24 protein-coding genes are annotated in these 25355 nt (G+C 60.8%); 10 read left to right on the forward strand and 14 right to left on the reverse strand.

The annotated features are described in order from the left end of the window. The 11 genes from B9Z33_RS00005 to B9Z33_RS00055 all read right to left on the reverse strand — a co-directional run. Positions 1-190: hypothetical protein (locus B9Z33_RS00005; RefSeq protein WP_146183802.1), on the reverse strand; the 190-nt coding region annotated here is incomplete at its 3' end. Between the two features lie 190 nt (positions 191-380). After that, a complete protein-coding gene (gene aspS / locus B9Z33_RS00010; RefSeq protein WP_108285026.1) occupies positions 381-2195 on the reverse strand; it encodes an aspartate--tRNA ligase in 1815 nt (604 codons plus the stop codon). A 53-nt stretch (positions 2196-2248) separates the two neighbouring features. After that, on the reverse strand, positions 2249-2923 hold the full coding sequence (locus B9Z33_RS00015; RefSeq protein ID WP_108285027.1) for a DUF502 domain-containing protein: 675 nt from the start codon (positions 2921-2923) through the stop codon (positions 2249-2251). Between the two features lie 22 nt (positions 2924-2945). Next, a complete protein-coding gene (locus B9Z33_RS00020; protein WP_108285028.1) occupies positions 2946-3281 on the reverse strand; it encodes an FmdB family zinc ribbon protein in 336 nt (111 codons plus the stop codon). An 86-nt stretch (positions 3282-3367) separates the two neighbouring features. Next, the gene (locus B9Z33_RS00025; RefSeq protein WP_108286034.1) at positions 3368-4813 is read right to left on the reverse strand and encodes a sodium:solute symporter family protein; all 1446 of its coding nucleotides are present in this window, start codon (positions 4811-4813) and stop codon (positions 3368-3370) included. Positions 4814-4854: 41 nt separating this feature from the next. Beyond that, on the reverse strand, positions 4855-6420 hold the full coding sequence (gene ubiB / locus B9Z33_RS00030; RefSeq protein ID WP_108285029.1) for a ubiquinone biosynthesis regulatory protein kinase UbiB: 1566 nt from the start codon (positions 6418-6420) through the stop codon (positions 4855-4857). Continuing rightward, positions 6417-6983 (reverse strand): hypothetical protein, encoded by a 567-nt coding sequence (locus B9Z33_RS00035; protein WP_199220251.1) that lies wholly within the window; start codon positions 6981-6983, stop codon positions 6417-6419. The genes ubiB and B9Z33_RS00035 overlap by 4 nt, the downstream gene beginning before the upstream one ends. 46 nt (positions 6984-7029) lie before the next feature. Next, positions 7030-8007, reverse strand: coding sequence for a Tim44 domain-containing protein (locus tag B9Z33_RS00040; RefSeq protein ID WP_108285031.1), 978 nt, complete (start codon positions 8005-8007; stop codon positions 7030-7032). A gap of 39 nt (positions 8008-8046) precedes the next feature. After that, positions 8047-8778, reverse strand: a complete 732-nt coding sequence (gene ubiE, locus B9Z33_RS00045) for a bifunctional demethylmenaquinone methyltransferase/2-methoxy-6-polyprenyl-1,4-benzoquinol methylase UbiE (protein WP_108285032.1) — start codon at positions 8776-8778, stop codon at positions 8047-8049. Between the two features lie 22 nt (positions 8779-8800). Beyond that, entirely contained in the window at positions 8801-9217 is a 417-nt protein-coding gene (locus B9Z33_RS00050) for a gamma-butyrobetaine hydroxylase-like domain-containing protein (protein ID WP_108285033.1), read from the reverse strand. Positions 9218-9234: 17 nt separating this feature from the next. Further along, positions 9235-13113: a DUF3683 domain-containing protein gene (locus B9Z33_RS00055; RefSeq protein WP_108285034.1), complete on the reverse strand. Its 3879-nt coding sequence runs from the start codon at positions 13111-13113 to the stop codon at positions 9235-9237. Positions 13114-13385: 272 nt separating this feature from the next. Between B9Z33_RS00055 and ugpB the strand changes: the two genes are divergently transcribed. The 5 genes from ugpB (at position 13386) to ugpQ (ending at position 18456) form a co-directional block, all read left to right on the forward strand. Further along, positions 13386-14690 carry a sn-glycerol-3-phosphate ABC transporter substrate-binding protein UgpB gene (ugpB, locus tag B9Z33_RS00060; protein WP_108285035.1) on the forward strand — a complete coding sequence of 435 codons (1305 nt, stop codon included), beginning with the start codon at positions 13386-13388 and terminating at the stop codon, positions 14688-14690. A 131-nt stretch (positions 14691-14821) separates the two neighbouring features. Further along, positions 14822-15703, forward strand: a complete 882-nt coding sequence (gene ugpA, locus B9Z33_RS00065) for a sn-glycerol-3-phosphate ABC transporter permease UgpA (RefSeq protein ID WP_100173693.1) — start codon at positions 14822-14824, stop codon at positions 15701-15703. 34 nt (positions 15704-15737) lie between these two features. After that, entirely contained in the window at positions 15738-16592 is an 855-nt protein-coding gene (ugpE, locus tag B9Z33_RS00070) for a sn-glycerol-3-phosphate ABC transporter permease UgpE (protein ID WP_108285036.1), read from the forward strand. 110 nt (positions 16593-16702) lie between these two features. Beyond that, a complete protein-coding gene (gene ugpC / locus B9Z33_RS00075; protein WP_108286035.1) occupies positions 16703-17713 on the forward strand; it encodes a sn-glycerol-3-phosphate ABC transporter ATP-binding protein UgpC in 1011 nt (336 codons plus the stop codon). After that, on the forward strand, positions 17713-18456 hold the full coding sequence (gene ugpQ / locus B9Z33_RS00080; protein WP_199220252.1) for a glycerophosphodiester phosphodiesterase: 744 nt from the start codon (positions 17713-17715) through the stop codon (positions 18454-18456). Before ugpC ends, ugpQ begins: the two co-directional genes overlap by 1 nt. A gap of 9 nt (positions 18457-18465) precedes the next feature. Here the strand turns inward: ugpQ and B9Z33_RS00085 are convergent, their stop codons facing one another. Together B9Z33_RS00085 and B9Z33_RS00090 are read right to left on the reverse strand one after the other, a co-directional pair. Next, positions 18466-19443 (reverse strand): tripartite tricarboxylate transporter substrate binding protein, encoded by a 978-nt coding sequence (locus B9Z33_RS00085; RefSeq protein WP_108286036.1) that lies wholly within the window; start codon positions 19441-19443, stop codon positions 18466-18468. Between the two features lie 43 nt (positions 19444-19486). Continuing rightward, a complete protein-coding gene (locus B9Z33_RS00090; RefSeq protein ID WP_108285038.1) occupies positions 19487-19777 on the reverse strand; it encodes a hypothetical protein in 291 nt (96 codons plus the stop codon). Between the two features lie 112 nt (positions 19778-19889). Here B9Z33_RS00090 and hemA point away from each other — a divergent pair, with 112 nt between their 5' ends. From hemA to grxD, 4 genes are all read left to right on the forward strand, one after another. After that, positions 19890-21161 carry a glutamyl-tRNA reductase gene (gene hemA, locus B9Z33_RS00095; protein ID WP_108285039.1) on the forward strand — a complete coding sequence of 424 codons (1272 nt, stop codon included), beginning with the start codon at positions 19890-19892 and terminating at the stop codon, positions 21159-21161. Positions 21162-21269: 108 nt separating this feature from the next. Beyond that, complete coding sequence (gene prfA / locus B9Z33_RS00100) at positions 21270-22370, forward strand: peptide chain release factor 1 (protein WP_108285040.1); 1101 nt, start codon at positions 21270-21272, stop codon at positions 22368-22370. Beyond that, positions 22367-23200 carry a peptide chain release factor N(5)-glutamine methyltransferase gene (prmC, locus tag B9Z33_RS00105; RefSeq protein ID WP_108285041.1) on the forward strand — a complete coding sequence of 278 codons (834 nt, stop codon included), beginning with the start codon at positions 22367-22369 and terminating at the stop codon, positions 23198-23200. Before prfA ends, prmC begins: the two co-directional genes overlap by 4 nt. 103 nt (positions 23201-23303) lie before the next feature. Next, complete coding sequence (gene grxD, locus B9Z33_RS00110) at positions 23304-23627, forward strand: Grx4 family monothiol glutaredoxin (RefSeq protein WP_108285042.1); 324 nt, start codon at positions 23304-23306, stop codon at positions 23625-23627. A 111-nt stretch (positions 23628-23738) separates the two neighbouring features. On the opposite strand, the gene B9Z33_RS00115 is transcribed toward grxD, so the two are convergent. Beyond that, positions 23739-24398 carry a cytochrome c gene (locus B9Z33_RS00115; RefSeq protein WP_108285043.1) on the reverse strand — a complete coding sequence of 220 codons (660 nt, stop codon included), beginning with the start codon at positions 24396-24398 and terminating at the stop codon, positions 23739-23741. Positions 24399-24504: 106 nt separating this feature from the next. Here B9Z33_RS00115 and B9Z33_RS00120 point away from each other — a divergent pair, with 106 nt between their 5' ends. Continuing rightward, positions 24505-25347: a MoxR family ATPase gene (locus B9Z33_RS00120; RefSeq protein WP_108285044.1), complete on the forward strand. Its 843-nt coding sequence runs from the start codon at positions 24505-24507 to the stop codon at positions 25345-25347. Positions 25348-25355: the final 8 nt, after the last annotated feature.

Genomic DNA, 25355 nt, shown 5'->3' on the forward strand with positions numbered 1-25355 from the left:
TCCAGCGGGCAAAGGCGGATGTCTTGGCCGCTTCGATGCTGACGTCGGCTTCGGCCTTGGCGGTCCACTCGGCCGTCGCAGCAGGCAGGTTCAGGGCCGGGGCCACGAAGCAGGCGGCCGCGGCGGCTACTAAGCCCTGCACCCCCTCAACGGCTTGACTGCCGTTGCAAAAACTCTGGCTCAGCTTCACGGCTGAGCGCAGACATCAAAGGCTTCACGACTCCGGTTTTGAGGCCTTTTTTGTGGGCGTCCCACAACGGCCACACCCGCGATGCGTTTGTGCCGTCTTACGCCCTGCAACGACGAATGCCCCCACATCCGATGCACAAACGACAACGCCACCCGAAGGTGGCGTTGTCGTTTTGCAGGTTCAGCGTGGGTTAAGCGGCTTTGACGGCATCCAGATTGCGCAATCGGATGTGCAGTTCACGCAATTGCTTTTCGTCCACAGGGCTTGGGGCTTGCGTGAGCAAGCACTGAGCGCGCTGTGTCTTGGGGAAAGCGATCACGTCGCGAATGGATTCAGCACCGGTCATCAGCGTCACGATGCGGTCCAGGCCGAAGGCCAGGCCACCGTGTGGGGGCGCGCCGTATTGCAGCGCGTCGAGCAAGAAACCGAATTTGAGTTGGGCCTCTTCGGGCGTGATCTTCAAAGCGTCAAACACTTTTTGCTGCACATCAGCGCGGTGGATACGCACCGAGCCGCCGCCCATTTCCCAGCCGTTCAACACCATGTCGTAGCCCTTGGAGATGCACTTCTCGGGGGCTGTGACCATCCAGTCTTCGTGACCGTCTTTGGGCGCCGTGAAGGGGTGGTGCACCGCGGTGTAGCGCTGGTTCTCGTCGTCGTATTCGAACATCGGGAAATCCACCACCCACATCGGAGCCCAACGGTCTTCAAACAGGCCATTGGCTTTACCAAAGGCGCTGTGGCCGATCTTGATGCGCAGCGCGCCGATGGCGTCGTTGACGATCTTTTCCTTGTCGGCACCGAAGAAAATCAGGTCGCCATTTTGGGCACCCGAACGCTCCAGCACGGCCGTCAATGCGGCGTCATGGATGTTCTTGACGATGGGCGATTGCAGACCGTCACGGCCCTTGGACAGGTCGTTGACGCGGATGTAGGCCAGGCCCTTGGCACCGTAGATCTTGACGAACTCGGTGTAGGCGTCGATTTCGCCACGGCTGATGCCGCCGCCTTCGACCGAACCATTGGGCACACGCAGGGCGACCACGCGGCCACCTTTCATGTTGGCCGCGCCCGAGAAGACCTTGAAGTCCACATCGCCCATCACGTCGGTGACTTCGGTGAACTGCAACTTCACGCGCAGATCGGGCTTGTCCGAGCCGTAGAGGTGCATGGCGTCCTGGTAAGTCATGACCGGGAACTCGCCCAGGTCCACGCCGATGGTTTTCTGGAACACGCGCTTGATCATGCCCTGGAACATGTCGCGGATTTCTTCTTCGGTCAGGAACGATGTTTCGATATCGATCTGTGTGAATTCGGGCTGGCGGTCAGCGCGCAAGTCTTCGTCGCGGAAGCACTTGGTGATTTGGTAGTAACGGTCGTAGCCCGCCACCATGAGCAGCTGCTTGAACAGCTGGGGCGACTGGGGCAGCGCGAAGAATTGGCCATCGTGCACACGGCTGGGCACCAAATAGTCACGCGCGCCTTCGGGCGTGCTCTTGGTCAGCATCGGGGTTTCAATGTCCACAAAGCCGTTTTCGTCGAGGTACTTGCGCACTTCCATCGACACCTTGTAGCGCAGCATCAGGTTGTTTTGCATGTACGGACGGCGCAGGTCCAGCACGCGGTGCGTGAGGCGGGTCGTCTCGGACAGGTTTTCTTCGTCGATCTGGAAAGGTGGCGTCACCGAAGCGTTGAGCACGATCAGTTCGTGACACAGCACTTCGATCTTGCCGCTTTTCATGTTGTCGTTGGTCGTGCCGTCAGGGCGGGCACGCACCACGCCTTTGATCTGCACGCAAAACTCGTTGCGCACGTCTTCAGCCACCTTGAACATCTCAGGACGGTCGGGGTCACACACGACTTGCACATAGCCTTCGCGGTCACGCAAGTCGATGAAGATCACACCGCCGTGGTCACGGCGACGGTTGACCCAGCCGCACAGGCTCACGGATTGGCCTGTCAGGGCTTCGGTCACCAGACCGCAATAGTGGGAACGCATGGACATTTTTTTGACTTTCTAAATACTGGGGTCGACCGGCCAACTGGCTGCCACCCGATTCACGAGGATTGTTGAGCGGCGACTGGCGCAGCCACCGGGAGTTGTTCTGGCCCACCTGGCACAACCACCCCCATGGAGATGATGTATTTCAGGGCGTCGTCGACGCTCATGTCGAGCTCGATGACATCGGCTTCGGGCATCATCAGAAAGAAGCCCGAAGTCGGGTTGGGTGTGGTGGGCACATACACGCTGACCATGGGCTGGCCCAGGTGTTTGGCGACTTCACCGCCAGGTGTGCCGGTCAGAAAAGCGATGGTCCAGGAGCCTTGGCGAGGGTACTGAACCAGCAAAGCCTTGGAAAACGCATTGCCGCTGCCCGAGAACAAAGTGTCAGCCACCTGCTTGACGCTGGTGTAGATGCTGCGCACCACCGGGATGCGGTTCATCAGGCTGTCCCACTGGCGCAACCACCATTGACCAAACATGTTGGCCACAAAAACGCCAGTCGCAAAAATCACCAAGGCCACCAGCATCACGCCCAAGCCGGGGATGCCGCGCAGCAGTTCGGCCACCTTGTGCATGCCAGGGATCAGGGTATCGGCAGCCAAGAGCACGGCCAGGAAAATGCCGTCCAGCAAACCCACCAGCCAGTTCAGCACCCAAACCGTGATGCCCATGGGCAGCCACACCAGGAGACCGGTGATGAAATACTGTTTGAAGCTGCGTTGTTTCATGGGGGCAATCAATGTGGACAGGTCAGTGGCAAGCGCAAGACGGCGCGCAGCCACCCGAGGCGGCCGGAGCGCTCGACTCGGCAGCCCCTGAGCTGGCGGCGCTGGAGGCGTCAGACGTGGCCGGTGCTGCGGCATCGGAGGCCGTTGCGGTGGAAGCGGGTGCACCCGTGACACCGCCACCCTTGAAATCGGTCGCGTACCAGCCTGTGCCCTTGAGCTGAAAACCAGGGGCTGTCAGTTGTTTGCTGAACTTGGGCGCACCGCAGGCGGGGCATTCGGTCAGGGGTGCATCGGACATTTTTTGCAGCACATCCTTAGCATGGCCGCAGGCGTCGCACTTGTAGGCGTAAATGGGCATGAAGAGGGCTCTTTTCAGGTGGAAAACACAGAACCCTCAATTATAGGCGGGGGCCACCGCTTCAAGGCCCCGGCCTTCACAGCCGCTCAGGCCAGGCCGACCACTTTGTGGTGTGAAGCATGCTGGTTGCGAATGGCTTGACGCCCCACGGAGCCCAGCACCATGCCCGTCAAACTGGCCAAAACGCCCGCCAATTGGCCGGGGAATTCCTCTCCAGCCGGTGTCAACATGAACAACAACCATGTCAGCAGACCCAACACAATGGAAAACAGCGCCCCCTGTGTGGTGGCTTTTTTCCAGTACAGCCCAAAGACCAAGGGCACAAACGCGCCCACCAGAGTGACCTGATAAGCCCCGGAGACCATTTCATAAATTGAGGTGCCTTGCATGGCAATGGCATAGCCCAGCACCAAGATGCTGAACACCAGGACGGTCACCCGCATGGCCTTGAGCTCTTGCCGGTCGCTTTGATGCGGGAAAAACTGACGCCAGATGTTTTCGGTGAACGTCACGCTGGGGGCCAGCAAAGTGGCCGAAGCACAAGACTTGATGGCAGAAAGCAAGGCCCCAAAAAACAAGACTTGCATGATGAAGGGCATCTGGGTCATGACCAGCACAGGCAACACTTTTTGCGGGTCGTCCTTGATCAGCGCCGCCGCTTGCTCCGGCATGATGATCATCGCGCTGACCACCAAAAACATGGGCACAAAGGCAAACAGGATGTAGAAGACCCCACCGATCACCGGGCCTCGGGTCGCGGCGTATTCGCTGTTGGCCGACATGACGCGCTGAAACACGTCTTGCTGGGGAATGGAGCCCAGCATGATGGTGATGGCCGAAGCAAAAAAGAAAAGAATGTCTTTCAGGTGGGGCTCGGGCAAGAACTTGAACATGTCCTGACTCACGGCCAGGGCCAGCACTTTGTCGGCCCCACCGGCCTGATTGCCGGCAAACACCGCCAGCACGGCCAGGCCCACCACCAAAATGATCATCTGGATGAAATCGGTGATGGCCACGGACCACATACCGCCAAACAAGGTGTAGGCCAGGATGGAGACCACGCCAATCACCATGCCCACGGGCAGGCTCACCACGCCGTCTGACAGCACGTTGAACACCAGGCCCAAAGCCGTGACCTGGGCCGACACCCACCCCAGATAGCTGACCATGATGATGACGGAGCAGATGACCTCGACACTGCGCCCATAGCGCTCTCGAAAGTAGTCGCTGATGGTCAGCAAGGTCATGCGGTAGAGCTTGGCTGCAAAAAAGAGCCCCACCAGGATCAGGCAACTGCCCGCACCAAAGGAGTCTTCAACCACGCCATGCAGCCCACTGTTGACAAACTTGGCCGGAATACCCAGCACCGTCTCGGAGCCAAACCAAGTGGCGAAGGTGGTGGTCACGATCATGGCCAAGGGCAAATGCCTTCCGGCAATGGCGAAGTCGGCGGTGTTTTTAACGCGCTTGGCGGCCACCAGGCCAATCGCGATGGTCACCAAAAGGTAGGCGATCACGAGGGTCAACAACACGGCAATGTCTCCTGTTTTTTTTGGGGGGGTGAAGCGGGCAATCAATACAACTGCATGTGCGACCAGACCTGCAAAGCCAACAAACTCAAGACGAAGCCCACGCCCATGTAGAGCAGGACTTGCAGCAGGTTGTTGGTGCGGCGCTGCTCGGCCAGCAATTGCGCGATCTGGCGGTTGTCGTTTGAATGTGTTTGCTTCAGATACTCATGCAACAAACGCGGCAACTGGGGCAGCAACTTGGCGTAATGCGGGGCCTGGTCTTTCAGCTGCTCGAGCAATTTTTTGGGGCCAATCTGGTCCAGCATCCACTTTTCAAGGAAGGGCTTGGCCGTGCTCCACAAGTCCAGTTCGGGGTCGAGCTGGCGGCCCAAGCCTTCGATGTTGAGCAGGGTTTTTTGCAACAGCACCAGCTGGGGCTGGATCTCGACCTGAAAGCGGCGCGAGGTCTGGAACAGGCGCATCAGCACCATGCCCAGCGAAATCTCCTTCAACGGCCGGTCAAAGTAAGGCTCGCACACAGCACGAATGGCCGACTCCAGCTCGTCCACCCGGGTGTCGGCAGGCACCCAGCCTGACTCAATGTGCAGCTCGGCCACGCGTTTGTAGTCGCGGCGGAAAAACGCGGTGAAATTTTGCGCCAGGTACTCTTTGTCGTATTCGGTGAGCGTGCCCACGATGCCGAAATCGAGCGAAATATAGCGGCCAAAGGTGTCCGGGGCCAGGCTGACCTGGATGTTGCCCGGGTGCATGTCGGCATGGAAAAACCCATCGCGAAACACCTGCGTGAAAAACAGCGTCACGCCATCGCGCGCCAGCTTGGGGATGTCCACCCCGGCTTCGCGCAGGCGATCGACTTGGCTGATCGGCACACCGTGCATGCGTTCCATCACGATCACTTCGGGCTGGCAAAAGTCCCAGATCATCTCCGGGATCAGCACCAGATCCAGGCCCTGCATGTTGCGGCGCAACTGGGCGGCATTGGCCGCTTCGCGCACCAGGTCCAGCTCGTCATTGAGGTATTTGTCGAACTCGGCCACCACTTCGCGTGGTTTAAGGCGCTTGCCGTCAGCGCTCAGGTTGTCGACCCAGCCTGCCATCATGCGCATCAGACTCAGGTCTTTTTGGATCACCGGCAGCATGCCGGGGCGCAACACTTTCACAGCCACTTCGCGCAACTCGCCCGACTTGCTGCGCAAGGTGCCAAAGTGGACCTGTGCGATCGACGCACTGGCCACCGGCTGGCGCTCAAAGCTTTCAAAAATGTCGTCCACCGGCTTGCGGAATGCCCGCTCGATGGTGGCCACGGCAATCTCAGAAGCAAACGGGGGCACACGGTCCTGCAATTTGGCCAGCTCTTCGGCGATGTCGAGCGGCAGCAGGTCGCGCCGAGTGGACAACACCTGGCCGAACTTCACAAAAATCGGACCCAGCCGCTCCAGCGCCTCACGCAGGCGCACGGCCCGGGGTGAGCGCAGGTCACGCCCAACCGACAAGATGCGGGCCAACAGGCGAATCCAAGGCTTTTGAAAGCTGGACAACACCAATTCGTCCAGGCCGTAGCGCAGGACAATGAAGACGATGAACGCACCGCGACCCAGGCGGCTCATGCGGCGCTACCGGATGAACGGGCCACGTCGGTGCCAGGGCGTGAAGCCACAAAGCTGCGCAAAGCGTCCATGGCTTTTCGGGCGGCCTGGGCCAGCGTGTGGGCCGGTGCGTCACCGATCAAGCGGGCCAGGTCTTCTTCGGCGTCCCAGCGGACATGGTCGATCAACCAATTGACCTCGGCGGCCAATTGCACATCGCCCTCGATGCGCACCTTGGGCTTGTCACCCTTGGCCAGGGCCGAGGCCAAGGAGACGGGCGACTCTTCTGTCACCGACAGGCGCAGATCAAAGCCGTCAAAACGGCCCCGCTCCAGCAAGCCCGCCGGTGTGGGGGTGAGCTGGAGTTGCATGCGGTCCCAGATCAGCTCAATGCGCTGGCCTTTTTGCCGAGCCAAGCGCGCCATGGCCTCGGGCTCACTCATCAGCACATGGTTGAGAAAGAGAACAAGCCGATTGACCGACTCGTCGACCACCCAAGCCGGGGGCTGAAAATTCGCGGCCATCTGATTGACCATGTCAGGGAGAGCCTGAGCGGCCCAAGAAAAAGGGGACTGTGTTGCCATAGTCCCCGATTATTCCCGAAAGCGGAGCCCCATCCGGGGCCAGGCTTTATTGGAGTGCTTGCACGCCTGCAACCAACCAACCGCCGCCTTGTTTGGATTTGGTCATGTTCCAGACTTCGCGGAAAGAGCTGGGGCCTGCCGAAGCGTCCTCGCGGATCATGCCGTTGAATTCGACACTGGCCAAATAGGCCTCAGCCTGTTCTTCGATACCCAGCAATTGGGCTTCGAGCATGACCACTTCGGTCTTGTTGGGCTGACCGGGGAACTGCGCTTCGCGCTCGGCCAACTGGCTGCGGATTTCGGCCACCATGGTGTCGGTCATCATGGAGCGCAAGGTGCTGATGTCTGAGCGGTCCCAAGCGTCTTGCAAAGTCACAAAATTGCGTTTGGCTGCCGTCACAAAGCTGTCGACGTCAAAGCCCGCAGGAATGCCCCAGGATTGGCTGCCGCTCAGGGCCGATCCAATCATGGAGCCACTGCTGGACTCCACAGCCGAGCTGTCAAAACGGGTATTTTGGGATTCCCATGGGCGGGCAGAAGCGTCATTGCCCACTTTTTCCGGGTTGTATTGCTTGAAAGACGCTGGCTGATCAGCCGATGCGCCTGCCCCTTGGTAAGCGAAGCCGCCCTGGTTGGCGGGTGCGCCATTGCGGCGCGAGCGCATGACCATGCCGATCACCGCCATCACAGCCACACCGATCAACAAGAACATCAAAACGTTGCCAAAGGCGCCGCCCATGCCCAGCGAATGTGCCAACCAGGCCAAGCCGAGACCAGCGGCCAAACCACCCAACATGGCGCCCCAAGGCTTTTTGGGAGCGGCAGCAGCAGGCGCAGCCGCGGGCTTGGCGGCATTGGCAGCGGCTGCGTTTTGCGCAGGGGCTGCAGGCGCAGCCTCGCGCTTGGTGACCTGACTCGATTGCTGGCCAATCGACTTGCCACCGCCCATGCGTCGGGCAGCTTCGGCATTGAGGCTACCCAAGGCCAATACGCCAGCGAGTATCAGTGTCATCAACTTGTTCATGGTGTCTCCAACTCCGGTCCAAAAGTGTTCAGATGGGCATCAACATTTGATACCCATATGCAAGGCTACCACCCCGGCCGACAAGTTGTGAAAGTCCACATGGCCAAATCCGGCATTTTTCATAAGGGTTTTCAGCTCTTCCTGGCCGGGGTGCATCCGAATGGATTCGGCCAGGTAGCGGTAGCTGTCAGCGTCACCCGCCACCAGCTTGCCCAGGTTGGGCAGGATGTTGAAGCTGTACCAGTCGTAGACCTTCTCCAACGGTTTGGCCACTTTGGAAAACTCGAGCACCAGCAATTTGCCACCGGGCTTGAGCACACGGCACATCTCTTTGAGGGCCACATCCTTGTGGGTCATGTTGCGCAGGCCAAAGGCCACGCTGACCACATTGAAGTGGTTGTCGGGAAACGGCAGCTTTTCGGCATCGCACACCAGCGTGGGCAGGGCCAAGCCGTGGTCCACCAGGCGGTCGCGCCCGGTCGACAACATGGCTTCGTTGATGTCGGTGTGCACCACGCGGCCCGTGGCGCCCACTTTTTTGGCAAAGGCCATCGACAAATCGCCCGTGCCGCCTGCGATGTCGAGCACCTGGTCGCCCTCTTTCAGGTTGGCCACCTGCACGGTGTAGGCCTTCCACACGCGGTGCAGGCCCATGGACATCAGATCGTTCATGACGTCGTATTTGGACGCCACCGAGTCGAACACGCCACGGACGTGTTTGGCTTTTTCTTTTTCGTCAACGGTTTTGAAACCGAAATGTGTGGTGCTCATGGCAAGTCTTTCAACCGGGTGTTCAATGGTTGTGACCGCAGCTGCTGCCCGCTTTTTCAATCATGGGTGCATCGCGGCTCACGCCGGCAGCTTGCAAACGGTCTTCGTATTGTTTCCAGAGCGCGTCTTGCTCGGAGCCCAAAAAGTACAGGTACTCCCAGGTGAACAAGCCCGACTCGTGGCCGTCCGAAAACGTGGGCTTGACCGCGTAGTTGCCCACCGGTTCGATCTCGGCGATGGACACATCGCGCTTGCCGGTTTGCAGCACTTCCTGCCCGGGGCCGTGGCCTTGCACTTCGGCCGAGGGCGAATACACGCGCATCAGCTCAAACGGAATGCGGAATTGCGCCCCGTCAGAAAAGCCGATTTCCAGCACCTTGGTCTGGCCATGCACGGTCAGCGACTCGGGCGTGGGTGTTTCTTTTTTCAATCCGGCCATGTTGTTCTTTCAGGGGGTTAAACCAGCACACGCTCAATGCCGCCAGCGTTCGCTGCGCTGACATATTCGGGCATCCAGTTCTCACCCAGGATGTGTTTGGCCATTTCGACCACGATGTAATCGGCTTCGAGCAGGCCGTTTTTCATGTCATCGCCATAGCGCGACAGGCCTTGCAGGCAACTCGGGCAGCTGGTCAAAATTTTGACGTTGGCTTGCGGGGCCAGCGCGCCGCTGGCACGCAAAGCGGCTTCGCCTTTGAGCAGCTCTTCTTCCTTGCGGAAACGGACCTGCGTCGAGATGTCCGGACGCGTCACGCCCAGCGTGCCCGACTCGCCGCAGCAGCGCTTGCTCTCGATCACGTTGTCGCCCATCAAGGCCTTCACGGTCTTCATGGGCTCTTGCAGCTTCATGGGGCTGTGGCAAGGGTCGTGGTACAGGTAAGCACCACCGGCCTCCAGCTTCATGCCTTTTTCCAACAAGAACTCGTGGATGTCCACAATGCGGCAACCGGGGAAGATCTTGTCGAACTCGTAACCCTGCAACTGGTCATAGCAAGTGCCGCAGCTCACCACCACGGTTTTGATGTCGAGGTAGTTGAGCGTGTTGGCCACGCGATGGAACAGCACGCGGTTGTCGGTGATGATTTTTTCGGCCTTGTCGAACTGACCTGAGCCTTTTTGCGGGTAACCGCAGCACAGGTAACCCGGTGGCAACACGGTCTGCACACCCACATGCCAGAGCATGGCCTGGGTGGCCAGGCCCACCTGGCTGAACAAGCGCTCGGAGCCGCAACCGGGGAAGTAAAACACCGCCTCGGACTCGGAACTTGTGGCCTTGGCGTCACGGATGATCGGCACGTAGTCGTTGTCTTCGATGTCGAGCAGCGCCCGCGCCGTTTTCTTGGGCAGGTTGCCGGGCATCTTCTTGTTGATGAAGTGGATCACCTGCTCTTTGATGGGCGCTGCGCCCACCGTGGCTGGCGGCGCGCTGGTCTGCTTGCGGGCCACGCCCTTGAGCAAACCGGCCACAAACCGCTGGGCCTTCATGCCCACTCCCACCATGGCCATGCGGGCCAGCTTGATGGTTTCGGGGTTGGTGGCGTTCAGCATGAACATGGCTGCGGCATTGCCGGGCCGGAAGCTCTTTTGCCCCATCTTGCGCAACAGGTTACGCATGTTCATGGTCACATCGCCAAAGTCGATGTTCACCGGGCAAGGCGTCAGGCACTTGTGGCAGACGGTGCAGTGGTCGGCCACGTCTTCAAATTCTTGCCAGTGCTTGACCGAGATGCCCCGGCGGGTCTGCTCTTCGTACAGGAAGGCCTCGACCAACAGCGAAGTGGCCAAAATCTTGTTGCGCGGGCTGTAAAGCAAGTTGGCGCGCGGCACATGCGTGGCGCACACCGGCTTGCACTTGCCGCAGCGCAGGCAGTCCTTGACGCTCGCCGCAATCTCGCCAATGTCGGACTGCTGCATGATCAGCGACTCGTGGCCCATCAGGCCAAAGCTGGGGGTGTAAGCATGCGTCAGGTCGGCCGCGTGCACATCGTCGCCCAAGCCCGTCAGGGCGGCGCCGCGCAGCAGCTTGCCCTTGTTGAAGCGGCCTTCGGGGTCCACTTTGGCTTTGTAGGCGGTGAAATTGGCCAGCTCGGCGTCGGTCAAAAACTCCAGCTTGGTGATGCCAATGCCGTGCTCGCCCGAGATCACGCCGTCCAGGCTGCGCGCCAGCACCATGATGCGGGCCACCGCTTCGTGCGCGGTTTGCAGCATCTCGTAGTTGTCGGAGTTGACCGGGATGTTGGTGTGCACATTGCCGTCGCCCGCATGCATGTGCAGCGCCACCCACACGCGGCCCTTGAGCACGCGCTGGTGAATGGCATGGACCTCGTTCAGGATCGGCAGGAAAGCCGAGCCCGAGAAGATGTTCTGGAAAGCCGGACGGATTTGCGTCTTCCAGCTGGCGCGCAAAGTGTGGTCTTGCAACTGAGGGAACAGCGCGTCGACATCGGTCAGCCAGCCTTGCCACTGCGCCTGCACCTCGCGCACCACGGCCAAGGCTTGCGCCACGCGGTCTTCCAGCAGCTCGGCCGAAGCGATCTCGTTGGCGTCGTCTTGTTTGCCCAGCGGCAGATTGCCCCGCTCCAGAAAGTCTTCCAGCTCGCGGCACAGCTTGAGCTTGTTGCGCAAGCTCAACTCAATGTTGATGCGCTCGATGCCGTCGGTGTACTCGGCCATGCGCGGCAAGGGGATCACCACGTCTTCGTTGACCTTGAAGGCATTGGTGTGGCGCGAAATGGCGGCCGTCTTCTTGCGATCCAGCCAGAATTTTTTGCGTGCCTCGGGGCTGATGGCGATGAAGCCTTCGCCGCTGCGCGAATTGGCGATGCGCACGATCTCAGACGTCGCCTTGGCCACGTCGTCTGCGTTGTCACCGGCAATGTCGCCGATCAACACCATCTTGGGGAACCCGCCACGCTTGGACTTGGTGGAATAACCCACGGCCCGCAAATAACGGTCGTCCAAATGCTCCAGACCCGCCATCACGGTGCCGGTGCGCTTTTGCTCGGCAAACATGAAGTCTTTGATCTCGACGATGCTCGGCACGGCGTTGCGGGCATGGCCAAAAAACTCCATGCACACGGTGCGGGTGTGCGTGGGCATGCGGTGCACCACCCAGCGGGCGCTGGTGATCAGGCCGTCGCAGCCTTCTTTTTGCACGCCGGGCAGGCCCGAGAGGAACTTGTCGGTGACGTCCTTGCCCAAGCCTTCCTTGCGGAAAGTCTTGCCGGGGATGACCAGGGTCTCGGTGCGGATCGGGGTTTTGCCGTCGGCCTTGAAGTAACGCAACTCAAAGGTGGCGACTTCGGCGTCGTGGATCTTGCCCATGTTGTGGTCCATGCGGACCACGTCCAGCCATTCGGCATCGGGCGTGACCATGCGCCAGCTGGCCAGATTGTCGAGCGCAGTGCCCCAGAGCACGGCCTTTTTGCCGCCGGCGTTCATGGCGATGTTGCCGCCAATGCAAGAGGCTTCGGCAGAGGTCGGGTCCACCGCAAAGACAAAACCGCCGCGCTCGGCCGCATCGGCCACGCGCTGGGTCACCACACCGGCTTCGGTGTAGATGGTCGGAATCTTGTGGGCAATGCCCGGCAGATCGACCAGGTCGACCTCGGTCATGGCTTCGAGCTTTTCGGTGTTGATGACCGCGCTCTTCCAGGTCAGCGGGATCGCACCGCCCGTGTAGCCGGTGCCGCCACCGCGCGGGACGATGGTCAGGCCCAGGTCAATACAGCCTTTGACCAGACCCGCCATCTCGGTCTCGGAGTCGGGCGTCAGCACCACAAAGGGGTACTCGACGCGCCAGTCGGTGGCGTCGGTCACATGGCTCACCCGTGACAGGCCGTCAAACTTGATGTTGTCTTTGGCCGTCAGGCGCCCCAGGGTCTTTTGCACCTGGCTGCGCAGTTTGGCCATGCGCGTGAAGCGCTCGTTGAATTGGGTGACGGCCTGCGTGGCCAGGGTCAGCAACTGGCCCACCAGCGCATCGCGTGCAGCATCGGCCTGCGGGGTGCGGCGCTTTTGCACCTCGCCCAAACGGTGCTGCAAGGCGTCCACCAACAGCTTGCGGCGACCCGGGTTGTCCAACAGGTCGTCTTGCAAATAGGGGTTGCGCTCAACCACCCAGATATCGCCCAACACTTCATACAGCATGCGGGCCGAGCGGCCTGTGCCGCGCTCCTGGCGCAACTGGTTCAGCAAACCCCAGGCGGGCTCACCCAGCAAACGCACCACGATCTCGCGGTCCGAGAAGCTCGTGTAGTTGTAGGGGATCTCGCGCAAACGCGGCGCGTCGGCGTCGGCTTGCATCAAATGTTGGAGCGTGGTGGGTGCATTCATAGGGATGGGCGCGGTCAAATGCGTTCTGAAAACGCGGTCAGCCAGACCTGGACGGAGGCGTCAAACCGGCTGAGGCTGAATGTTACCGCAGTGCAGCAAACACGCGCCGGAGGGAGGGGCACCTGTCACACAAGGCTCCCGGCGTCATGGAAACCCCGGGTTGTCACACAATGGTCATGCCGTTTTAATGCCTTAGCCATGAAGCAGTGCCACACTCGCTCTGGAATTTGCTTATTTTTTAAGCAAAAAGACATGTTTAATCAGGAGTAGTCATGAAAATCAAACTCACCCTTTCCGCATTGGCCCTGGGCCTGGCGAGCCTTTCAGCCCAAGCCCAGACCGAAATCCAATGGTGGCACTCGATGGGCGGCGCTTTGGGCGAGTGGGTTAACGACCTGGCCAAAGACTTCAACGCCAGCCAGAAGGACTACAAAATCGTACCCACCTTCAAGGGCAACTACGACGAGTCCATGACGGCCGCGATCGCCGCCTACCGTGCGGGCAACGCCCCCCACATCCTGCAGGTGTTTGAAGTGGGCACCGCCACCATGATGGCCAGCAAGGGGGCCATCGTGCCCGTGGGCAAGGTCATGACCGACGCGGGCCTGAAGTTCGACCAGAACGCCTATGTGCCTGCGGTGGCCGGTTACTACACCGCCCCCAACGGCCAGATGCTGAGCTTCCCCTTCAACAGCTCCACCCCCGTCTTCCACTACAACAAGGACGCTTTCAAGGCCGCAGGCCTGGATGCCGAGAAACCGCCCACCACCTGGCCTGAGGTGGCCCTGGCGGCCGCCAAGCTCAAGGCCAGCGGCCACAAGTGCCCCTTCACCACCAGCTGGATCAGCTGGACACAGCTGGAAAGCTTCTCGGCCTGGCACAACACCGAATTCGCCACCAAGGGCAACGGCATGCGCGGCATGGATGCCCGCTTGTCCTTCAACACCCCGCTGCATGTGCGCCACATTGACAACCTGGCCAACATGGCCAAGCAGGGCCTGTTTGTCTACAAAGGCCGTGGCAACGCAGCCGATGCGACCTTTGTCTCGGGCGAATGCGCCATGGCCACAGGCTCCTCGGCGCTGTACGGCAGCGTGGTGCGCAACGGCAAGTTCGGCTACGGCATCGGCACCCTGCCCTACTACCCCGATGTGAACGGCGCACCCCAGAACACCGTCATCGGCGGCGCCAGCCTGTGGGTGATGAGCGGCAAGAAGGCCCCCGAATACAAAGGCGTGGCGCAGTTCTTTGCCCACCTGTCCAAGGCCGACGTGGCTGCGGCCAGCCACCAGCGCACAGGCTACCTGCCCGTGACCAAGGCCTCTTTCGAGTTGACCGAAAAAGCCGGTTTCTACAAAAAGAACCCCGGCACCGATGTGTCGGTCACCCAGATGATCCGCAAAACCACCGACAAGTCGCGTGGCGTGCGCCTGGGCAACTTTGTGCAGATCCGCACCATCATTGACGAGGAACTCGAAGGCGTGTGGAGCGGCAAAAAGGGCACCAAGGAAGCCCTGGACATGGCCATCAAGCGCGGCAACGAGCAGCTCGAGCGCTTCGAGAAAGCCAACAAGTGATGCATGGCTGATGCCTCAGCCCCAGTTTGGGGCGGGCATGGCGCAAAAGCAGAGGCACAGCCTCTGCTTTTGCGCATTTTGGCCAGCGCCTTTTGCGCTGACACTTCACACTCAGGCTTTGCAAAGCATTTATGGAAAAACGCGTCCGTTTCAAATCCCGCTGGCTGCCCTGGCTCCTGATTGCGCCGCAGCTGAGCATCGTGCTGGTGTTCTTTTTCTGGCCAGCCGGGCAAGCGCTTTACCAAAGCGTGCTTCAAGAGGACGCTTTTGGCGCTTCCCGAGAATTCGTGGGTCTGGAGAACTTTGCACGCCTGTGGAACGACAGCGGTTACCTGGACTCATTCAAGACCACCGCCGTGTTTTCACTGCTGGTGGCGGTGACAGGTTTATCGGTGTCGCTGCTGCTGGCCGTGATGGCCGACCGGGTCGGGCGCGGCGCGGGCCTCTACAAAACCTTGCTGATCTGGCCTTACGCGGTGGCCCCCGTAGTGGCAGGCGTGCTGTGGCTGTTCATGTTTGCCTCGCCCATGGGCGTGGTGGGTTATGCGCTCAGGGCCGTGGGCATCGAGTGGAACCACTTGCTCAACCCCAACCACGCCATGGCGCTGATCGTCATGGCCGCGGTGTGGAAGCAAATTTCCTACAACTTCCTTTTCTTTCTGGCAGGTTTGCAGTCCATCCCCAAATCGCTGATCGAGGCGGCCGCCATCGACGGGGCCAGCCCCTGGCGGCGCTTTTGGACCATCGTGTTCCCGCTGCTCTCGCCCACCACGTTTTTCCTCTTGGTGATCAACATCGTCTACGCCTTCTTTGACACCTTTGCCATCGTGGACGCCACCACCCACGGCGGCCCCGGCAAGGACACGGCCATCCTGGTCTACAAGGTTTATTACGACGGCTTCAAGGCCTTGGACATGGGCAGCTCGGCCGCGCAATCGGTGGTGTTGATGGTCATCGTGGTGTCGCTCACCGTCTTGCAGTTCAAGTTTGTCGAAAAGAAAGTGCAGTACTGATGTTGCGACCACCCATTCACTTCAGAGGCCAGCCATGATCGAAAGACGCCCTGGCCTGCAAATTCTGAGGCACGTCATCTTGCTGATCGGCGTGGCCATCGTGGCCTTTCCGCTGTACCTGACTTTGATCGGCTCCACCCAAACCGCCCAACAAATCAACCAAAGCGTGCCCATGTCCATGCTGCCGGGCGGCCACTTTTGGGAGACCTACCGCTTGACCTTGTTTGGCGGCCCCAACTCGCAAGGCAGCCCGCTGCCCGCCATGTGGCCCATGATGCAGGTCAGCCTGATCAGCGCCCTGGGCATTGCCATTGGCAAGATCGCGATTTCGCTGCTCTCGGCCTTTGCCATCGTGTATTTCCGCTTTCCGCTGCGCAACCTGGTGTTCTGGATGATTTTTGTCACCCTGATGTTGCCGGTTGAAGTGCGCATCAGCCCCACCTACGAAGTGGTGGCGGGCTTGGGCCTGCTCAACAGCTTTGCGGGCCTGACGGTGCCGCTGATCGCATCAGCCACGGCCACCTTTTTGTTCCGGCAGTTTTTTCTGACCATCCCGGATGAACTGGTCGAAGCCGCCCGCATGGACGGTGCCGGGCCGATGCGCTTTTTCAAGGACGTGTTGCTGCCCCTGTCGGCCACCAACATCGCGGCGCTGTTCGTCATCCAATTCATCTACGGCTGGAACCAGTACCTGTGGCCGCTGTTGGTGACCACCAACGAAGACATGTACCCCGTCGTGCTGGGCATCAAGCGCCTGATTTCAGGCGAGTCCTGGACCGAGTGGAACGTGGTCATGGCCGCCGCCATTTTGGCCATGCTGCCCCCGGCGCTGGTCGTGGTCCTGATGCAAAAATGGTTCGTCAAGGGCCTGGTCGATACGGAGAAATAAATACCCCGGGGACAGACCAATGCGAAGCGTTGCTCTGTCCCCGTCTGAATAGAAACCCGGGGACAGACCCATTTGAAGCGTTGCTCTGTCCCCGTCTGATCAAAGAAACCATGGCATCCATCACCCTCTCCCACATCCTCAAAACCTATGGCGCTGGCGCCAAGGCCAACACCGTCATCCACGACCTGAACGCCAGCATTGCCGACGGCGAGTTCGTCGTCATCGTCGGGCCTTCGGGCTGCGGCAAGTCCACCCTGCTGCGCATGGTAGCGGGCCTGGAAGACATCTCGGGCGGCACCATCTCGATTGGCGAGCGCGTGGTCAACGAGCTGGAACCGGCCGAGCGCGACATCGCCATGGTGTTCCAGAACTACGCGCTCTACCCGCACATGAGCGTGTTCGACAACATGGCCTACGGCCTGAAGATCGCCAAACGCCCAATCGAAGAAATCAAGGCCCGGGTGGACAAGGCGGCGGGCATTTTGGAACTCTCACACCTGTTGCAGCGCAAGCCGCGTGAGCTTTCTGGCGGCCAGCGCCAGCGCGTGGCCATGGGCCGCGCCATCGTGCGCCAGCCGCAGGTATTTTTGTTTGACGAGCCGCTGTCCAACCTCGATGCCAAGCTGCGCGCACAGACCCGACTTGAAATTCAAAAGCTGCACCGCGAGCTGGGCATCACCAGCCTGTTTGTCACGCACGACCAGGTCGAAGCCATGACCTTGGCCCAGCGCATGATCGTGATGAACGGCGGCCACATGGAGCAGTTCGGCACGCCCGAAGAGGTCTACAACCGCCCGGCCAGCACCTTTGTGGCCAGCTTCATCGGCTCGCCGCCCATGAACCTGCTCCAGCACGCGCCGGGCACACCCGCCGGGCAAATTCTGGGCATCCGGCCCGAGCACCTGGACATAACACCTTCAGGTGGCTGGACGCTGAGCGTGGACACGGTGGAACTGCTGGGCGCCGAGCGCCTGGTGCACGCCCGTCTGGGCCACGAAACGCTGACCCTGAGGCTGGACGAATCGCTGCCCGCGCCACAGCCGGGCAGCACTTTCAACGCCACGCCACGCGCCGACCGCGTGCACTGGTTTGACGCGAAAACACAAAAACGCATCGCCTGATGAACCGCATGAAAGCCTGGCCCTACCCGCGCTGGATCGCCCACCGAGGCGCTGGCAAGCTCGCCCCCGAAAACACCCTGGCCGCCTTCCGGCTGGGGGCTGCACACGGCTACCGCATGTTCGAGTGCGACGCCAAGCTCAGCGCCGACGGCGTGGTGTTTTTGATGCACGACGCCACACTGGAGCGCACGACCAACGGCCATGGCGTGGGTGGCGAACAAGCTTGGCATGCCCTGTCGCAACTGGACGCAGGCGGCTGGCATTCACGCGCTTTTGCAGGCGAGCCCCTGCCCACACTCGAAGCTCTTGCCCGGTTTTGCCTGGCCAACCGCTACCTGCTCAACATCGAGATCAAGCCCACACCCGGCGCTGAAGCAGCGACTGGCAAAGCCGTGGCGCGTCTGGCCGCGCAACTGTGGGCTGGGGCAGAAGTGCCGCCACTGCTGACCTCCTTCAAACCCGACGCCTTGGCCGCCGCCCAAGCGGCTGTCCCCGAGCTGCCGCGCGGCTTGCTGGTGGACACACTCTGGGAAGGCTGGTTCGAGAAAGCCATGGCGCTTCAGTGTGTGGCCGTGGTCGCCAACTACGCGCTGTGGGACACCAGCACTGTGGCCCAAGTCCACGGCGCGGGCATGCGGTGCCTGAGCTACACCGTCAACGACGACTGGGCCGCCCAGCACCTGCTGGCCCTGGGCACCGACGGCATCATCACCGACCGGGTGGATTTGTTCAGCGCGGCTTGAGCCTTCTCTTCAGTCGAGCTTGGCGCCCGATTTCTGAACCACGGCCGCCCAGCGAGGCATTTCAGCCGTCAGAAACTTTCCAAAGTCGTCCGCGCCCAGAAAGGCCGGATCGGCCCCCTGCGCCACCATGCGGCTCTTGATGTCAGGCTGGTTCATGACCGCCTTGAAAGCGTCGCTGAGTTTGTTCACCACGTCTTTGGGTGTGCCTGCCGGTGCCAAAAAGCCATAAAAGCCCACCACTTCGAAATTCTTGATCCCGGTTTCCATCACGGTCGGGATGTCGGGCAAGGCCGGGTTGCGTTCGCGGCTGGTCACGGCCAGGGCGCGCACTTTGCCCTGCTTGTGATACTGCGCGGCCTGCGGAATGCTCTCAGCCATGAACTGCACCTGACCCGCCATCAAATCGGTGAAAGCCGGCGCGCTGCCCCGGTAGGGGATGTGCACCATGAACAGGCCCGTGGCCGCCTTGAACATTTCGGGCACCAAGTGGCTGCTGCCGCCGTTGCCGGCCGAACCGTAGTTGATTTGCCCGGGCCGGGCTTTGGCATAGGCCACAAATTCGGGCAGGGTCTGCGCGGGCACTTTGGGGTTGACCAGCAGCGCTAGCGGCTGCATGGCGGTGCGGGCCACAGGCACAAAGTCTTTAAGCGTGTTGTACGGCAGTTTGCTGTAGAGCGCCGGGTTGATGACCATCACCCCGGTGTTGGCCAGCATCAGGGTGTGACCGTCGGGCGCGGCCCGCATGACTTCTTGCGCGCCCACGGTGCCGCCCGCGCCCGCTTTGTAGTCCACGATGATGGGCTGGCCCAACTGGGCTTGAAGGCGGTCGGTCAGCAGCCGGGCATGCTGGTCCAGCGGGCCACCGGCCGGAAAGCCCATCACCACGCGGATCGGCTTGGTGGGAAAGGCCCAAGCGCTGCCCGCGCAGGCCAAAGCCAGGCAGCCCAGCAGATGAATGAATGGTCGGTGGTGAATCCAGAATGCCATGGTGGCCTCCCCGTGGGCAGCCACGCCGGGCTGCGGTAGATGTTTATGAATGTGTTGACTGCAGCTTCCAGCCCCGGTGCATGGCCCATTCGGCCGTGGCGGCCACCAGCAACAGCGCGGCATAAGTGGCCATTTCGCCGTCATGCCCCTGCACGACCAGCCCTGCCACCAGCACCCCCACGCCACACATGGCATGCACCGCCATGCGCCTGCGCACCGGCACCGCACCCCGCGAACGCATAACCCATCGCCCGGCCCAGGGCATGAATGCCGCCATGGCCAGTGCGGGCAACACAAAGTTCAGCAGATGAAGGATCAATTGCCAGACGGTCATGACAGAGGCGGCGCTTGGGTTATGTGGAAAAAGGTTCGGCCATTGTGCCCTGAAAGTGCATACGCCTCGGGGCCAGCGTGCCCCCCAAGGGGGGGGTTTCTATAATCAGCGCATGGCTGTTTGGACCCTGGGCTTGAATCACACCACTGCGCCGCTGGATCTGCGCGGCCGGTTTGCCTTCGCCTTGGACCAATTGGCACCCACTTTGCAGGGTTTGCGCACCAACTTGGCCTTGAATTTGGACCAAACGCCCGAAGCGGCGATTTTGTCCACCTGCAACCGCACCGAGATTTATTGCGCCGCCGACCAAGCGGCCACCGCCGACACCTTGCGCTGGCTGGCACAAGCCGGCGGGGTTTCGCTTCAAGAACTGCAGTCCCACACCTATTTGCTCGAAGGCAACGAAGTCGCCCGCCACGCCTTCAGGGTGGCCAGCGGGCTCGACTCGATGGTGCTGGGCGAAGCCCAAATTTTGGGCCAGCTCAAGGACGCCGTGCGCGCAGCCGAAGACGCAGGTGCCCTGGGCACCACACTCAACCAGCTGTTTCAGCGCAGCTTTGCCGTGGCCAAGGAGGTGCGCACTGCCACCGAAATCGGCGCGCACTCGATCAGCATGGCCGCCGCTTCGGTGCGCCTGGCCAGCCAGCTGTTTGAGGATCTCAAAGACATCAAGGTGCTGTTTGTCGGTGCGGGCGAGATGATCGAGCTGGTGGTGACCCACTTTGCGGCCAAACAGCCCAAAGCGATGGCCATTGCCAATCGCTCGCTGGAGCGCGGCGAAAAACTCGCTGGCCGGTTTGGGGCCGAAGTCATGCGCCTGGCCGACCTGCCCGAGCGCCTGCACGAATTTGACGCCGTCATCAGCTGCACCGCCAGCACATTGCCGCTGATTGGCTTGGGCGCGGTGGAGCGGGCATTGAAAAAGCGCAAGCACCGCCCCATGTTCATGGTCGATCTGGCTGTGCCGCGCGACATCGAACCCGAAGTCAAAGCACTCGAAGACGTTTACCTCTACACCGTGGACGATTTGGCCAGCGTGGTTCAGGCAGGCCAGGCCCAGCGGCAGGCCGCGGTCGCCGATGCCGAAGTCATCATTGATGCCGGGGTGCAAAGTTTCAGCCACTGGCTGGTGCAGCGCGACAGCGTGCCGCTGATCCAGCAACTGCACCAGCAAGCCGACAGTTGGCGCGAGGCCGAACTGGCGCGTGCGCGCAAGCTGCTGGCCCGGGGCGATGACCCCGAAGCCGTGCTCGAAGCCCTGGCCAAAGGCCTGACCCAAAAGATGCTGCACGGGGCGCTGGCTGAATTGCGAAGCGCCGACCCAACCCACCGTGAGCAAACCATGCAGACGGTACAACGCCTGTTTTTACGGCACGAACGTTAGCGGCGGCCCGGCAACAGACCGGCCCGTGTCATTCCCAGCCCTTGGGAATGTCGACCTTTCAATGTCCATTGCCATGGATTCCCGCCAGCACGGGAATGCCCGACCAACGTGAAACCTTTCCTCATCCAACAACTTGAACGCTACGCCCTACGGCTGACCGAGCTGGATTTCTTGCTCTCGCGCGAAGACATCATGGGCGACATGACCCAGTTTCTGAAGCTGTCGCGCGAACATGCCGAGGTGAGCGCGGTGGCCTCGCGCTTTGCCCGATTTCAGCAGCGCAACGCCGACCTGGCTGCAGCCCAGGCCATGCTGGACGACGAAGACCTGCGCGACATGGCCGAGGAAGAAGTGGCCAGCGCCAGCACCGAGCTGCAAACCCTCGAAGCCGAACTCCAGCGCATGCTGCTGCCCAAAGACCCGGACGATGCGCGCCCTGCCTTTGTCGAGATCCGCGCCGGGACCGGCGGCGACGAATCGGCCCTGTTTGCAGGTGACCTGTTGCGCATGTATTCGCGCTACGCCGAGCGCCAAGGCTGGAAAACCGAGATCGTCTCCGAATCGGTCAGCGAATTAGGCGGCTACAAAGAAGTGGTGCTCCGCATAGAAGCCAACACATCTGGCGATGGCGTCTATGGCGCGCTCAAGTTTGAGTCGGGTGGTCACCGGGTGCAGCGCGTGCCCGCCACCGAAACACAAGGCCGCATCCACACCAGTGCCTGCACCGTGGCCGTGCTGGCCGAGCCGGACGAAGCCGAGGCCATCAAGATCAACCCGTCCGATTTGCGCATTGACACCTACCGTGCCAGCGGTGCGGGCGGGCAGCACATCAACAAAACCGACTCGGCGGTTCGCATCACCCACTTGCCCACCGGCATCGTGGCCGAATGCCAGGACGGTCGCAGCCAGCACAGCAACAAGGCCCAAGCCCTGAAGGTGCTGACGGCCCGCATTCAGGAAAAAGACCGGGCTGAGCGCGCCGCCAAAGACGCCGCCGAGCGCAAGAGCCTGATCGGCAGCGGCGACCGCTCGGACCGCATCCGCACCTACAACTTCCCGCAAGGCCGCCTGACCGACCACCGCATCAACCTGACCCTGTACAAGTTGCTGAGCATCATGGAAGGCGATTTGCAAGACGTGGTCAACGCCCTGCAAGCCTACGAAGCGGCACAGCAACTCGCCGAACTTGAGATCGGCGGAACCGCATGAGTTGGCCCCTGACCATCGCCCAAAGCCTGCAACGCGCCCAAACCATGGGCCTGGCTCGCCTGGATGCCCAATTGCTGCACCTGCACGCCCTGGGTCGCGACCCCCACGACCGCGCCTGGCTGTTGGCGCACGACACCGACACCTTGCCCCCCGCTGTGGCCGAGCGACTGGAGGTTGCGTTGCAACGGCGTATGGCGGGTGAGCCCTTGGCCTACATCACCGGGTTCAAGGCCTTCTTTGGCCTGAATTTGCAAGTGGACGCCCGCGTGCTCGACCCGCGCCCCGACACCGAAACACTGGTGGAATGGGCGCTGGAGAGGCTTACGACGGAAAGCACCCATCGGGTTCTGGATTTGGGTACAGGCAGCGGTGCCGTGGCCCTGGCACTGCAACACCAGCGCCCTCAAAGCCAGGTCACCGCCGTAGACGCCAGCGCCGACGCGCTGACCGTGGCCCAAGCCAATGCCCGGAGACTGCAGCTTCCTGTGCGCTTCATCCTCAGCGACTGGATGGCCGCTGTGCCCGGCCCGTTCGAGCTGATCGTCTCAAACCCGCCCTATGTGGCCGATGGCGACCCGCACCTGAGCGCCCTGACGCACGAGCCCCTGCAAGCGCTGACCAGTGGCCCGGATGGTCTTCAGGATATCCGCCAGATCATCGCCCAAGCCCCCAGCCGTCTCAGCCCGGGTGGCTGGCTGTTGCTGGAGCATGGCTGGGACCAAGCCCAAGCCGTTCAGGCCTTGCTGCGCCAAGGCGGCTTTGAACAAGTCCAATCTCGCCAAGACCTGGCAGGCGTCGATCGCTGCACCGGCGGCATGAAACCCCTGTGAAATCACGCCCAGAACGCCCACCAACAGCCCTCTGTCGAAAGCAGACTTTCAATCAGAGGGATAATCCATCCCATTGAAAACGGCACCATTTGGAGTAAAGACCATGAGCGACACCCAGCAACGCATCGACGAACTCGTCAAAGGCAACGACATCACCCTGTTCATGAAGGGCAGCGCCAGCTTCCCCATGTGTGGTTTTTCTGGCCGCGCCATCCAGATCCTCAAAGCTGTGGGCGTGGACCCCAAGACGGTCAAGACCGTGAACGTGCTGGACGATGCAGAAATCCGCCAGGGCATCAAGGAATACAGCAACTGGCCCACCATCCCTCAGCTCTACGTCAAGGGTGAGTTCATCGGTGGCTCGGACATCATGATGGAAATGTACGAGTCAGGTGAATTGCAACAAGTCATCAACGGCCAGGCCTGACCTGCCCCCAGAGCCCTCACGCTCTGCTTGACCGAGGCGTTGCACGCAACCCCCGGGACCATGAAAAAAGCCAGTCAAATGACTGGCTTTTTTTTTGCGGTTTCGCTGTGATCAGCGGAACTTCGACTGGGGAACCGTTTTGAGTTCACCGTCCAAGCTGGCCACGTAGCCGGCCAAAGCCTTGAGTTCTGCATTGGAGAACTGCTTGGCAATACCGCCCATGACACCGTTGCTGCGGCCCCAAGTGGCCTGGTTTTCAACCTTGTAGGACTTCAAAGCCACAAACAAGAAATCTTTGTGCTGACCAGCAATCTTGGGGTAGCTGGGGTCCACAGGCTTGGAGAAGTTGTCACCGTGGCAAGACACGCAAGCGCCTTTTTGCAACAGAGCAGCCACTTTGGCATCGGGTGTCTTGGGGGCAGCGGTCACAGCATCGGTTTTGCCATGCTGCTCGTAATAAGCCGCCACGTCAGCAATGTCCTGATCGCTCAGGCTGTCTGCAATACCGCGCATGGTGGGGTGCTTGCGATCGCCTTTTTTGTAAGCGCTCAGGGCAGAAGCGATGTATTTGGCGTTCTGGCCGGAGATCATCGGAACACGATAAACCTCTGGAAAACTGGCTTGGTAGCCCTTGATACCGTGGCAGCCGATGCACATGGCAATCTTCTGCTCCGCGGCTTTGGCATCGCCCTTGATCTCTTGGGCATGGGCAGAGATGGCGGTCACGGAGGCGACAGCCAAGGCAAACATTGAGGTCAACAGCTTGTTCATTTTGCTTACACAATCCAAATGATTGATAAAAATCAAATGCGGATTATATCGGGCTGGCCCTCATAATCCTGACAAGCTTCTTTCCTGTTTTTGAGAACTGCCCACCATGAAATTCCAAGGTACCGAAAACTACGTCGCCACGCAGGACCTGATGCTGGCCGTGAACGCCGCCATCACCCTCAAACGCCCCCTGCTGGTCAAGGGCGAACCAGGCACCGGAAAAACCATGCTGGCCGAGGAAGTGTCCGAAGCCCTGGGCCTGCCCCTGCTGCAATGGCACATCAAATCGACCACCAAGGCCCAGCAAGGCCTGTACGAATACGACGCCGTCAGCCGTTTGCGTGACAGCCAATTGGGCGACGAAAAGGTCAAGGACATCGAAAACTACATCGTCAAGGGCGTGCTCTGGCAAGCGTTCACCTCTGAAACACCTGTCGCCATCCTGATCGACGAAATCGACAAGGCCGACATCGAGTTCCCGAACGACTTGCTGCGCGAAATCGACCGCATGGAGTTCTATTGCTACGAAACACGCCAGCTGATCAAGGCCAAGACGCGGCCCCTGGTGTTCATCACCTCGAACAACGAAAAAGAGCTGCCCGACGCCTTTTTGCGCCGCTGCTTCTTCCACTACATCAAGTTCCCCGAAGCGGACACCATGCGCCAGATCGTGGATGTGCACTTCCCCACGCTCAAAAAAGACCTGCTGGCCTTGGCCCTCAAGACCTTTTACGATGTGCGCGGCCTGCCCGGCTTGAAGAAAAAGCCATCCACCAGCGAACTGCTCGACTGGCTCAAGCTGCTGGTGGCCGAAGACATTCCGCTCGAAGCCTTGCAAAGTGCCGACCAGAAGGTGTCGGTGCCCCCGCTGGTGGGCGCTTTGCTCAAAAACGAGCAAGACGTGACCTTGTTTGAAAAGCTGGTGTTCATGAACCAGCGCAACCGCTGAACCACCGC

Source organism: Limnohabitans sp. T6-20 (assembly GCF_003063505.1).
Lineage (GTDB): Bacteria > Pseudomonadota > Gammaproteobacteria > Burkholderiales > Burkholderiaceae_C > Limnohabitans_A.